Origin of the sequence: Pontibacillus yanchengensis, assembly GCF_009856295.1 — a bacterium.
Lineage (GTDB): Bacteria > Bacillota > Bacilli > Bacillales > BH030062 > Pontibacillus > Pontibacillus yanchengensis_A.
Genome location: NZ_WMEU01000001.1, coordinates 976826 through 989335 on the forward strand (window position 1 = coordinate 976826; position 12510 = coordinate 989335).

At 37.7% G+C, this 12510-nt stretch carries 12 protein-coding genes; 3 read left to right on the forward strand and 9 right to left on the reverse strand.

Annotation, left to right across the window (positions count from 1 at the left end; all coding sequences use genetic code 11):
- Nucleotides 1-57: 57 nt before the first annotated feature.
- Entirely contained in the window at nt 58-627 is a 570-nt protein-coding gene (locus GLW08_RS04735) for a PRC-barrel domain-containing protein (protein WP_160847391.1), read from the forward strand.
- Between the two features lie 148 nt (nt 628-775).
- Here GLW08_RS04735 and GLW08_RS04740 read toward each other — a convergent pair whose 3' ends face one another.
- From GLW08_RS04740 to GLW08_RS04765, 6 genes are all read right to left on the reverse strand, one after another.
- Nucleotides 776-2170 carry a DUF4041 domain-containing protein gene (locus GLW08_RS04740; RefSeq protein WP_202406185.1) on the reverse strand — a complete coding sequence of 465 codons (1395 nt, stop codon included), beginning with the start codon at nt 2168-2170 and terminating at the stop codon, nt 776-778.
- A gap of 264 nt (nt 2171-2434) precedes the next feature.
- Nucleotides 2435-2953 (reverse strand): hypothetical protein, encoded by a 519-nt coding sequence (locus GLW08_RS04745; RefSeq protein ID WP_160847392.1) that lies wholly within the window; start codon nt 2951-2953, stop codon nt 2435-2437.
- Nucleotides 2954-3108: 155 nt separating this feature from the next.
- Nucleotides 3109-3843, reverse strand: a complete 735-nt coding sequence (locus GLW08_RS04750; protein WP_160847393.1) for a Bax inhibitor-1/YccA family protein — start codon at nt 3841-3843, stop codon at nt 3109-3111.
- 157 nt (nt 3844-4000) lie between these two features.
- Nucleotides 4001-4396: a (deoxy)nucleoside triphosphate pyrophosphohydrolase gene (locus GLW08_RS04755; RefSeq protein WP_160847394.1), complete on the reverse strand. Its 396-nt coding sequence runs from the start codon at nt 4394-4396 to the stop codon at nt 4001-4003.
- 367 nt (nt 4397-4763) lie between these two features.
- The gene (locus GLW08_RS04760; protein ID WP_160847395.1) at nt 4764-5213 is read right to left on the reverse strand and encodes a very short patch repair endonuclease; all 450 of its coding nucleotides are present in this window, start codon (nt 5211-5213) and stop codon (nt 4764-4766) included.
- 93 nt (nt 5214-5306) lie between these two features.
- Nucleotides 5307-6668, reverse strand: coding sequence for a Sau3AI family type II restriction endonuclease (locus GLW08_RS04765; RefSeq protein ID WP_160847396.1), 1362 nt, complete (start codon nt 6666-6668; stop codon nt 5307-5309).
- A gap of 98 nt (nt 6669-6766) precedes the next feature.
- On the opposite strand from GLW08_RS04765, the gene dcm reads away from it, so the two are divergent.
- Both dcm and GLW08_RS21590 read left to right on the forward strand, forming a co-directional pair.
- Nucleotides 6767-8110 carry a DNA (cytosine-5-)-methyltransferase gene (gene dcm, locus GLW08_RS04770; RefSeq protein ID WP_160847397.1) on the forward strand — a complete coding sequence of 448 codons (1344 nt, stop codon included), beginning with the start codon at nt 6767-6769 and terminating at the stop codon, nt 8108-8110.
- A 168-nt stretch (nt 8111-8278) separates the two neighbouring features.
- Nucleotides 8279-9493, forward strand: a complete 1215-nt coding sequence (locus tag GLW08_RS21590; protein WP_202406186.1) for a hypothetical protein — start codon at nt 8279-8281, stop codon at nt 9491-9493.
- Between the two features lie 53 nt (nt 9494-9546).
- Here GLW08_RS21590 and GLW08_RS04780 read toward each other — a convergent pair whose 3' ends face one another.
- From GLW08_RS04780 to menE, 3 genes are read right to left on the reverse strand one after another with little or no spacing between them, the layout of a single operon-like run.
- Entirely contained in the window at nt 9547-10521 is a 975-nt protein-coding gene (locus GLW08_RS04780; RefSeq protein WP_272917050.1) for an NAD(P)H-dependent flavin oxidoreductase, read from the reverse strand.
- A 16-nt stretch (nt 10522-10537) separates the two neighbouring features.
- Nucleotides 10538-10966 (reverse strand): MaoC/PaaZ C-terminal domain-containing protein, encoded by a 429-nt coding sequence (locus tag GLW08_RS04785; RefSeq protein WP_160847398.1) that lies wholly within the window; start codon nt 10964-10966, stop codon nt 10538-10540.
- Between the two features lie 13 nt (nt 10967-10979).
- The gene (menE, locus tag GLW08_RS04790) at nt 10980-12509 is read right to left on the reverse strand and encodes an o-succinylbenzoate--CoA ligase (protein WP_160847399.1); all 1530 of its coding nucleotides are present in this window, start codon (nt 12507-12509) and stop codon (nt 10980-10982) included.
- Nucleotide 12510: the final 1 nt, after the last annotated feature.

The window sequence follows — 12510 nt, forward strand, 5'->3', positions numbered from 1 at the left end:
AGAAAAAAGGAAATATTGCCCTGCATGATTGATTTTATATAAAGGAGTTGTGGCCACTTGAATTTACTAGCCAGCAACCTCATAAACGCCACCATTACTAATTCCGAATCCGAAAATGAAAAGGCTACCGTACACGATGTTTTCATCGATCTTGAAGAGCAAAAACTAGCATATGTGACGCTAAAACTGTACAAACCACCTCACGAAATGGATGAACAAGAAAGCAAAAGTTTTCTAGAAAAAATCAACCCTCTCGATAATAAAGATAAAAAGAGTAAACAACTTTACTATATTCCAGAATACAAAATAGAAACCATAAAACCTGGCAAGCTTACGATGAGTGGCCAAAAAATTGAGGAAGAACGCAGAGAGCCCTCCCCTAACTGTCACTCTCATACCAAACTCCAAGAGATACCAATCGTATCAGAAACAGGCGAACAACTAGGAGAGCTAGAAGAAATCATCCTCAATACAAACGACAAAACCATCATTGGCCTTATGCTGGAAGAAGAACAAAATAAACCATATCTCCCGTGTGAAGATGTAGTAAGCTGGAACGAAGATAAAATCATAGTAGCTAGCGGAGCACAATTGAAGCTTCTCGACCACCTGGAGCAGCTCCGGTAAAAAAAGTGCCAGCCCCCACTGCTTTACTGCATCACTGCGGCGGGGGTCTAGCACCTGTTGCAGTCGATAATTTTTTTACACTATTAAAAGTGCCTGCTCCTCAATTAATATTTTTGGGAAACAGGCACTTCAACTTTATCTTCCGTATTTATTCAACTGTTGTTGCAACTTCTTGTTCAGCAGAGTAATATCCTTTTGTTTGTGAATGATCAAGAGCCTGAGATTGTCGAAACTCTTCTGCTTCTGCCATTTTTGTTAACTCTAAAGTGGCATCGTGATTCTTCTTGACTTCTTGTTCCACGTCTTCAAGAGATACTCTGAAGAATTCTTTTTTATTGTTAATTTTATTTACCCTAAGGTGATCAAATGCATGGTGTAATGCATTTTCTAAAGATGGAGCATCGTTAGAGAAAATCATCCCGTGAATATCAAACGTAAACGGAACCGAAGCATTGCCTAATTCCTTCACACGATCGAGTGGCTCCAACCTTCTTGTCATACCTATTTTAACTATGTCGTTACCAAGAGAACCAATGTTAGAAATGATATAAACATACCCTGCTCTGGCATTTTGTGCACGAAAATCTACATTTTCTTTCTCTTTTTCAAGTTCAGCAATTTTTGCTTCATACTCTTGAATCTTACGTTCTAGTTCTTCTTGCATTTTTTCATCGGCGTTTTCTAATCGATCACGATAATCTTGAAGAGCCTGATTAAAGTGTTTTTCATCTTTCTCAATCTTCTTCTTCTGTTCCTCAATTTCTTTTTGGATTTTCGCTTCCTCGCGCATTTGTTCTTTAATGCGCTTTTGCTCTTCTTTTTCTTCTTCTTTCTTCTTGGCATACTCATAAGCAAGATATAATTCCTCAAGCTTAAGGTTTAAATAATCTTGTTTTAGGGTTACTGTATTGTATTGATTAAACTTATTTAACTGTTCGAAAGATTTTTTAATACGTTTTTCACTAGCCTCAATATTATTAAACTTCACTTTAGAAATAACGGTATCACATTCATTATTAAACGAACGAATGGTCATTTTAATAATGTTATTGAGCATAGCTTTACCCTTACTTTTGTTTCCGTCTAAACTAAAGTTTTCCGGATGAGATGTGGCTGTTTTATTTTTTGCCATTTGTTTTTGACGATCACGAATATCATCTAGCTTGTCTTTATAAGCCTGAGATGATTCAAGGTCATATTTCGGTTCGTAAAAACCAAATGATTGAAGTAATAATTCATCATTGAGAACAATCATTTCATCTTTCTTTTCAGAAATAAGGTTATCCAATCGAGTTGTCTCTTTATTTCTTTCTTCTTTCTGAGACTCTAGTTGTTCAATCTCTTTTTCAATTTCAGCTTTCTTCTGATCGACTTTAAGTACATCATCAAACCCTACTTCTTCCCACATCTGTCTAATTTTCTTACGACGCTTGTATTCCAGCACTATAAGTATAATCCCTACTATAGGTGGTACGATTATATTCCATAACGCAAAGCACAATGCGATCATCCAGGGCTGCAAGTACCATGGTTGTTTTGGCAAAACAATCTCTCCTCTACTACTTTATGTAATGTAAAAATAACACTTTTAAGATTTTACCAGACCTAGCAATCTAAAGGTAATGGTAATATTTTACTAGTTGATGTTTTTTTGAAAGTTACTATATAACTTTTTAAATAGCTTTTTTTGAAACTTGAAATACCAGTAATAAAGGAGGTAAATATAAGAACCTTATCTTATCGAAATAAAGATGATTGAAGGAACATATGAATAGTACATAAATGAAAAATGCTGTATCAATGGGATTCAGCATTTTTTCATAACCATCTTCAATTCGAATGATAATTCACATCCACCAGCACAATCCATAAAATATCCATCTTCCTTCATCAAATTATCTTTCATCGTATCATAAGTAAAGGAGCGCTTTTTGATAGAAGAAAGCTTCTTTCCACTTTCACAATCAACTACCGAGAAATAGGAAACACTAAAATCACCTTCAGCTTTCATAAGAGCTGTATCTGTATGATCAACCAAAGTAAAGGCTGGAGCAATCATCTTACCCGTAAATGCAATAGCCCCAATATGTTGCCCCTTCTCATCATAGAGAGAAAAGCCCTTATTTATCCCTTTACCTTTTTGGATGGTCCCTAACAAGTCACCTCTATGATCCTCCATTATCAGTTCTACCCCTACCATGGTATGTAAGCTTAAAAAATTCAGCAATTGATTGCCTACTTGAGTCGTAGATTCTGATTTTTCCTCAACTGTACCAATTGCATCTTCACCTGCGTACAATCGATACATCTTGCCTCTATAATTCATTCGCGCGTCTTTTTGTAGACATAAATTTGTATAGGATGGAAACAAAGTGAGCCACATTTCTATTAAAATACCGAAGTTTAATGATTCTTGATTTATTTACTAAATGATTAATATCCCTTAGACAAATAAAAAAGACCACAATCGTGGCCTTTTTATTATCGGCGATAAATCTTGGACAACAACCTCAAAATTTCTATATATAACCATACAAGTGTAACGACCAGTCCAAACGCAGCGTACCATTCCATATGCTTTGGAACGCCTGACCCAGCACCTCTTTCGATAAAGTCAAAGTCCAGCACTAGGTTCAAAGCCGCAATGATTACAATCCCCACACTAATTAAAATACCAAGCGGAGTCGCCTCGTGAAGATGTGGGACATTAAACCCAACGAAACCTCCAACGAATGAAATAAGGTAAACAACAAAAATTGCTCCTGTTGCCGCAACGACACCTAACCGAAAGTTTTGGGTTACCTTAATCATGCCAGACTTATAAGCAAGGAGCAGGCTAAACAATACTCCAAATGTCAAAATAACCGCCTGAAACACAATCCCTTCAAACTGAGCCTCATACGTTGCCGAAATCGCACCGACAAACAATCCTTCCAACAAAGCATAAATCGGTGCTGTAATCGGAGCAGCCTTAGGAACAAATACCGTGATGAGCGCAAACACCAAACCACCAAGCGCACCACCAAGCATCAATCCTGTCCCCATTCCTGGATTCGCCACTAACATATTCCATGAATAAATTGACGTAGCAGCAACCAGCAGAAGTAGAACAAACGTCTTGTTCACACTCCCTTGTATCGTCATCTGATTCTCGCCCGTCATCCCTCTATATCGATCAAACGTATTAGCTGATAAACTCGGATTACCTGTTCTCATATCGGAAAGCCTCCTTTAGTTGTGCATTGAGTTTTATTTTTTTGTACTTGCTGTAACTATATTATATACGATTAGAATGATGACAGGTTTCAGTTTTATTTTTTATTAAAACATCACTTCATAAAAGAAGAACGTTGTACTTATACAACGTTCTATACTAAAAAGACATTTGATTTAATTTTTCAATTGCTGGCATATCAGCAGGTGCCCAGTCAATACTTAGAAGTTCACCCGGAGACAGCCATTTAAATGCAGCATGTTCTTTTAAAACTGGTTCCCCTTTTAGTAACTTACAATAATACGTAGTTAAATGGACAATAGCGAAATCATATTCATAAACAGTGTGCTCTACCTGTTCACCAATTTCTACAGTACAATCCATTTCTTCTTCTACTTCACGGTACAGTGCTTCTTGTGGTGATTCACCTTCTTCAATCTTTCCACCAGGGAATTCCCAGACTAATGGCATAGTGTCGGTATAACCTCTTTGAGCACAGAGGATTTTATTGTTTTCTATAATAACAGCACCGACTACGTAAATCTCTTGTTTCATCGTTACTCCCCTATTCAGTATTACTACTACTGTTTTCAGTTGATACATAACATTTGTTAATTTCTAATTATAATAACAAGTATCTATTTATACAAATATTCTTCTAAAAAAGAAGCCGTAATTAATAAAATTACGGCTTCAAACTTACTAATCTTTAATTCTTTCACTCATAGGAGTAATGTTAATAATTACAGGTAAACTATTCTGTAATTCACCATTTTCTCGGAGTGTAGGTCCATAGGCTATACATTGACCTTTCTTTAAAGAAGAAAGCTTCTTCTCCCACTCTTTGCGAGAATTAGTATCATGGCCTAACATTGAAGCAATTGAAAGAAAATGTTGGGAAAAGTAATACTCTCCCAACATCTTAACTATTCCTGTTATATGATTTATATCGCTCAAATATCTTTGCTTCTTCAATAAATTGAACAATCTTATCCACTGTTATCTCCACACTTGAGTTAACTTCGTGCTCCCATATTCTTAGAATATGCCATCCTTTTTTCAAATAGTATTGATTTACTTCTTCATCTCGTTCCTTATTACGACTCAATTTATTAAACCAAAAAGATTGATTTGAGTTTGGGAAAGTACCATGCGCCTCACAACCGTGCCAAAAGCATGAATCAAGAAAAATGACAATTTTGTATTTCTTTATGGCTATATCTGGAGTACCGTATAAATTTTTAACGTTCTTTCTAAACCGATATCCTCTATTCCATAATTCCTTACTCACTTTTCTTTCAATGGAGGTTTCTTTTCCTTTAATTGCCCCCATCTTCTTCTTTCTTTGTTCATCTGTAAGAGACTCCGCCATGAACCCCACCCATTTCTGACCTTTTTAGTCAGACTTCCCAAATTTAGAAATTAAAAAACGAAATAAGTAACTTGTTTTGTTTAAAGGGAGGGTTTATAGACCAATTTGTTGTTCGATATATTTGTTATTTAACCAAAAGGATTTCTTTACTACATGGTCACCCTGTGGGGTTTCATACGTATCTTGTTTATTTTGTGCATGAGGGCGAACATGTGCCACTGGATTTTCCGAAGCAGTAGGTAGATTTCTACATTCACCATCTTTGATACGGTTGATGGTTTCATCCCATACTTCTCTAACCTCAATTTCTAAATCATTATGAGGAATGTTCCAGAACAGTGCTTTTTCAAAGAATAGCTCATTGTGTTCATTGTATCTAAATACAACAAATAAGAATCTCGTATTTAAAAACATTTCTCTAAGTGTAGAACTATCCCATTCTTCTTTAATTAGTTCTTTATATTTAAAAGCTGGAAATGACATCGATTCTTTGACTTTACCTTTTTTAGAGACCGTAATATTCTTGACTTTGATATTAGCTTTTCTGAATTCTTCTGTTTTTTCTAAGCGATCATCTAGGTTTAACATTTTAGAAGCAACTCTAGCAGTAAAATGTTTAGGCTTACTTTCTACCTCTTCCCCCACCTCACTCATTATCGTATCTACTGACATTCCGCTAAAGCGATTAAATTTCTTTAGGATGAAAGACTCTAATGTGTCTTCACCTAAATCATTTTCTTCAAGAATAGATTCGTGATATGTCTTTTTCCCAGGGAGTATGTAGTGATTCAACACAGTAGTCATATACGAAGTTTTTAGAGAAAAGGCTCTTTGCATAGCATATTCATCAGAATATGGCTGTGGCCTATGAGAATATTTATTAGCCCCTTTTGTACAAGCTCCTAAGTAGTTAGTATCTCCCTCAGACAATTCATGGGCTTTTCCTTGACGTACTTTTTCAACTATCTTCTCCCAATCAGCCTTAATAATCTTTAAATCTTTTTCTGGGAATTGAAATAACTGTGCATGGGTAATTTGGTAATCAAGTCTATTTGGTATAACATCTTTTGCTTGATGGAGGTAAAAAATAAGGAGTAATGTCTGGTTCTTCTTCCAGAAAGAGCTATTTTCAAATTTTTCATGAGGCAGTGTCATATAATCTATGATGTTTAATACTAGTCTTTCCTTTGCAACAGGTCTATTCTTGCTTCTATATATATACGGTGTCGTCTTTAACTCTACACCAGCTTCCTCAAAATCTGGTTCTGCATTACTATTAATCTCGTATCCAAAATGACTTTTTTCAAGAAGTTGTCCAAGACCTCCCTTATTACCTTTCTCTCGAATAACCAAGCCATCTAATGCTTCACGAAAACTTTTATTTTCCAGTTTCTTAGCATGATTTTCTATGGATTTCGGACTAGAAACATCATATGCAAACTTCTGTTCGGACATATGCACTCCCCCTATGATATAATCTTTATATATTGCATTCCTTGTTGTATAATGTCATATAGTCTTTAACTTTACAATAAAGAACGGAGGAAGTCATAGTGAAATTCGATTATACCATTAGCGAATTATTTGCTGGTGTAGGGGGCTTCCGTCTCGGATTTGAAAGAGCTTCAAAAAACTGGGAAACTGTTTATGCGAATCAGTGGGAACCAGGCAAAAGTAAACAACATGCATATGACTGTTATATCGAAAATATTAAAAATAATGGATTTGTAAAGACAAAGGGTATCAGTACCCACGAAGAAACGAAACGAATTCATAATACTGATATTGCCGAACACGCAGATAAAGCATCTTACTATATTCCAGATCACACCGTTTTAGTAGGTGGATTTCCATGTCAAGATTATTCTGTTGCTCGTACGCAAGCTGATGGAATTGCTGGGAAGAAAGGGGTTCTTTTCTGGCAAATAGATAAGATTATAGCAGAAAAACAACCTCCCTTTGTTCTATTGGAGAACGTGGATCGATTGCTTAAATCTCCTTCAAAGCAAAGAGGCCGCGACTTTGGAGTGATGCTCAAGTCATTTGAAAAACGTGGCTATGGTGTTGAATGGAGGATGATTAATGCTGCGGATTATGGATATCCTCAAAAGCGAAGAAGGGTATTTATCTTTGCGTATCACAAAGATACTCATTATTATCAATCCATGAAACATTTTGATGGAGAAAACATCCTTCATAGCAATGGATACTTCCAATCCCAATTCCCGATACAAGAAGAATCATCAAATCGTCATCAGCCACTCTCTACCACTCTACATGATGATATAGTGGAACTTTCTGATAACTTCAACTTTCGATTTAGAAATAGTGGTGTAATGATAGATGGAGAAGTATATTCTGAGGAAGTACTACCTAAAAAGCCGAAGAAGCAAACTACTCTAGGTGATATTCTGGAGCAAGCAGTAACAGATGAAAAATATTATCTAGGTGAAAAACTAGATGATTGGGAGTATATGAAAGGCCCTAAGAAAATAGATCGTGTTACTAGCGAGGGATACAAGTATCAATATGCTGAAGGGGGAATGGCCTTTCCAGATCACTTAGATTATCCTGGAAGAACCATACTGACTAGCGAATCTAGTAAAAGCAGAAGTACCCATGTCGTACGAGATCCAGAGACAGGACGCCTTCGTCTCCTAACCCCAATAGAATGTGAACGAATGAATGGATTCCCTGATGATTGGACCAATACAGGTATGCCGCATAAATTCCGTTATTTTTGTATGGGTAATGCTTTGGTAGTTGATTTAGTGGAGAAGATGGCGAAAGAGCTTAAACGAATAGTGGATAGTGAAAAGAAAATGCAAGAAAAAGAGCAAAGTAAACAGAATTTGAGTTTGTTTGATTATGAGGAAAAAGATACAAAGGTTATATAAGTTCAATTTGATGATTCTCGTTATAAAACGTGAATCATTTTTTTTAAAGTCTTTTCCCCCCCATAAAAATCGTTTCAATATAAATTTCCTCTAAACGACTATACTTCCATTACTAAAGTATTTTCACTTAAAATAGTAAATGTTTGATCATATTTCGGAGGTATTTATATGGTTGGATTCATTATGTCTGTAAGCAAAGGTAACATTAAGAAAAATAAGAATAACTTGTATAACCCTGAAGATATTGAAAAAAGATTGGAACCTCTTTTTACCGCAGGGATTTATTCAACGCTCATTAACCAACCAAAACACACAAAAAAATGGAATAAAAACATGTGGCAAACATCGCATGAAGGAACTTTTAATGATTATGTTACCATGAAGCCGGGAGACAATATCTACTTTTTTATAGATAGAAAAATATATGGGATAGGTAAGCTTAAAAAGGTAGGTTTTGACTGCAAATACAAAAATTATCCTAAAGCGAGCCAACCTTATAATTATTTGTTTGATTCAATCAAAAACGAGATTCTTTTTAGGAAAGAGAATGATCCAAACTATCGTTGGATTTGTACTTTTGAACCTAACCCATATTTTTTCAAAAAAGGAGTAGATATGGATGAAGCTCTTTCTTCTGCACCTGGAAGTTTTAGAATGCTTAGGGCATTTTGGAAGAAATCATTCATAAAAATAGATGATGAAGAGAATAGTGCTTTAAAAGACTTAAATTTAAAGGCTAATCAGAAAAATATTCATACCCCCAATACCAATACTGTTTTTGAATTTAACTCATTGGGACATAGATTAATAGATAGCAAATTGAAGGATTCTACAAGAATAGATTCTTATCTATTAGACACTCTCGAAATTGTTCGTCAATGTATAGACGGAGAAAAAATAGCGCATGAAATGGCTTTAGAAGGCCATCTCTTACATAAACTCGATGCACAAAATCCTCAACCTTTTTTACTTGGAAAATGGGATTATATATCTCATCAAGTAATAGCCTCTCCTCATAAACCAGTAGATTACATGGATGCGATAGACATTTTTGGGTACAAATTCTTAAAAGGTTATAACACAATATACAAATATTGTGTTATTGAAGTAAAAGCAGGATCAGCAACTAAACAAGATATTAATCAATTAATGAAATATGTGGATTGGGTAGCACAAGAATACGCACATGGTGATTACTCGATGATTGAAGCTTCTTTGATTACAAATGGATTTAATAAAAATGTGATAGATCACCAAGAATTGGTTGGAAGAAGACAGTTTGCAAAAGGTAACAGACCTACATATTCTGCTGAATGGAGCTCACTTAATCTAGTGAAATATTGGTATGATGGCAATGATGTGAATTTCAAGCAAATAAATTAACCTGATCAAAAAAGAAACCTCGTATCCCTGATTGGGATACGAGGTTTCTTTTTTTAGATGTTACCCACTCCCACAAACCCCTGCAACGCCTCACTATATTCCTTCTCCAACCCTTCCACAATCTCCTCCACACTCTCCACCTCATGCACTTGATCCACTCCCTGCCCTGCGGACCAAATATCCTTCCATGCTTTCGAGTCACTTTGGTTGAGTTTGGATAGGTCGGCGGAGCCTTTGCTTTTTAGGTCGTCGATGTTGATGCCAGCTTTGGTGATGCTTTCTTTTAAGTAGTTGGCGTGTACGCCGGTGAAGGCGTCGGTGTTGATGAGGTCTTCGACGGTTGATTGGACGAGCATATTTTTGTAGTCATCGGAGGCCATGCTTTCTTTGGCAGAGATGAATTTTGTTCCGATGTAAGCCATATCCATGCCAAGTGCTTGTGTGGCAAGAACGTCTCTTCCACTTGAGATGCAGCCGGCTAGAATCGTAATGCCATCCCAGAATTCGCGTACCGCTCCAGCAAAGGCAAAGCTGTTTATTGGTCCAGCATGGCCTCCTGCACCTGAAGCAACAAGGATGAGTCCGTCTACACCAGTTGATGCTGCTTTTTTCGCATGTGGTATGGTTGCTACATCGGAGAATACTAGTCCTCCGTATTGATGAACGATTTCGACAACTGCTGATGGGTTACCTAGTGATGTGATGACGATAGGTGGCTGGTATTTCTGAATGAGTTCTAGATCGGTTTCATAACGTTTATTGGTACGATGGACGATGAGGTTAACGGCCCATGGTGCGATTTTTCGTGAGGGATTGGCTTCTTTCGCTTCCGCTAATTCGGTTGTAATTTGATCCATCCATTGTTCAAAATCCGCTTCAGTACGCGCATTTAGTGTAGGAAATGAACCAATAACACCTGCTTTACAGCTTTCAATGACAAGTGCTGGACTAGATACGAGAAACATTGGTGCTGAAATTACAGGTAATGATAGGTTTTGAGCAATAGATTCCGGGAGCTTGGTTTTCAATGGTAAATCTCCTTCCTTATTCCTTATTCACTAACAACTTTAATACGCCATCTACAGCCGTTTCTCCTTCCTGATTGACGATTTTCTCCCGAACGGTAACGACACCTGTTGTGTCTTTTTCGTCCAAATCAACTACTTCCAGCTCTACATGAATGGTGTGATGGATAAACGTTGGTCGAATGAACCGGAGTTTATCAATACCGTAAAACGCTACTACTTTTCCAGGCTCTAAGTCTATTAAACCCGTACTAATAGATAGAATTAGTGCGCCATGTGCGACTCGTTGCTTGAACGGCGTCTCTTTGGCATATTCTATATCCGTGTGGAGTGGGAACCAATCTCCACTCAATGCAGAAAAATTGACTAAATCCGCTTCCGTGATGGTTCTTCCTTTTGACGTCCACGTATCGCCTATTTGAAACTGGTCAAAGTATTTGGTAAACATTCTTTCTCCTCCTCTACCTGTTAACACTATGTGCTTTCCGTAAGTGTGTCTTTAAAATTTTGCCAGTCGCGTTCCGTGGCAGTGCATCTAGAAACTCTGCCTGTTTCGGAAGCTTGAATCCTGCTAGCTTCGGCTGACAAAATGCCTTTATCGACTCCAGTGAAAGTGAATGTTGATCGTTCTTCAAGACAATATAGGCTTTCGGCACCTCGCCCCACTGTTCATCTGGAATCCCTACAACCGCTACCTCTTGGATATTTGGATGGGTGTACATCACCTGCTCCAGTTCAATCGGATAGATGTTTTCGCCACCGCTTACGACCATGTCCTTTTTGCGATCAACGATATACACAAAGCCTTCCTCATCCACTTTTGCTAAGTCGCCGGTATGAAACCAGCCTTCCTTCATGACTTGCTTCGTTTCTTCAGGCTTGTTCCAGTAACCAGCAAACACATTAGGTCCCTTTACGGCCAATTCCCCAACTTGATTAGCTTCCACATCCCTGTCCTGTTCATCAACGATACGTACCCTCGTATGCATTGGATGTTTGCCAACGGAACCATTCTTTCGATGGGCATTTTCTTTATCAAGCAGGGATACAAATGGTGCTGTTTCCGTTAAGCCAAATCCCTCGTAAAAGGGGATGTTCTGTTGTTGGAAAAATTCAATGATGGTGATAGGGCATGGTGCTCCACCTGAAATATTCATCTTCATGGAGGAGATGTCGTATTGGTCAAAGGAAGATGAGTTGATAAGAGCCATCCACATGGCTGGCACGAGAAATAGCGTTGTAACACGCCGAGATTGAATTTCTTCCAGTACGTTGTGAGGCTGGAATACATCTTGCAAAACGACCGTGCCACCGATGTACAATAGTGGCGTCGTTAAAATATTCATGCCTCCAATATGGAATAAAGGGGCGACGGTTAGCGTGATGTCATCTTTGGACAGGTTCAAGCCATGCAAGACATTGATAGCATTCCAAAGGGTATTGCCATGGGTCAGCATGGCTCCTTTTGGTTTGCCTGTAGTGCCTGACGTGTACATCATCATGTGCAGGTCATGTTCTTCCAGTTCAAAACCTGGCTCATTGTCCCTCGATTGATTGATGAGATGTTCGTAGGTGAGGTCGGTATAATCCGTGGCTTCTCCCACATAAATGTAATGGTTCATCTCATTCACTCGCTCACGTAATCCATATATGATTTGACTCGTTCGTTCCTCATAAATCAAGTAGTGAGCCCCCGAATCACGGACGATATATTCGACTTCCTCTACACTTAATCTGTAATTGATTGGAACAAAAATAGCGCCGATTTTCGCACAAGCGAATAGGGTTTCCATCAGTTCAATCGAGTTGAACAGGAGTACATTGATGCGATCCCCTTTCCTTACCCCGAGTTTCAAGAAGCTGTTGGCTAGTTTATTGACTCTACTATTCAATTGCTTATACGTCAGCTCACGTTCACCTGAAATCAATGCAACCTTATGCGGGGATTGGTCACGATGAACCGTTAACCAGGAGCCAATTCCTTTATCCACG

Excerpts from the sequence above, each read along its gene's own strand:
- GLW08_RS21590 (WP_202406186.1), top strand. The coding sequence starts at position 8,279 with ATGGTTGGATTCATTATGTCTGTAAGCAAAGGTAACATTAAGAAAAAT.
- GLW08_RS04750 (WP_160847393.1), bottom strand. The coding sequence starts at position 3,843 with ATGAGAACAGGTAATCCGAGTTTATCAGCTAATACGTTTGATCGATAT.
- GLW08_RS04765 (WP_160847396.1), bottom strand. The coding sequence starts at position 6,668 with ATGTCCGAACAGAAGTTTGCATATGATGTTTCTAGTCCGAAATCCATA.
- GLW08_RS04755 (WP_160847394.1), bottom strand. The coding sequence starts at position 4,396 with ATGAAACAAGAGATTTACGTAGTCGGTGCTGTTATTATAGAAAACAAT.
- GLW08_RS04760 (WP_160847395.1), bottom strand. The coding sequence starts at position 5,213 with ATGGCGGAGTCTCTTACAGATGAACAAAGAAAGAAGAAGATGGGGGCA.
- GLW08_RS04785 (WP_160847398.1), bottom strand. The coding sequence starts at position 10,966 with ATGTTTACCAAATACTTTGACCAGTTTCAAATAGGCGATACGTGGACG.
- GLW08_RS04745 (WP_160847392.1), bottom strand. The coding sequence starts at position 2,953 with ATGAATTATAGAGGCAAGATGTATCGATTGTACGCAGGTGAAGATGCA.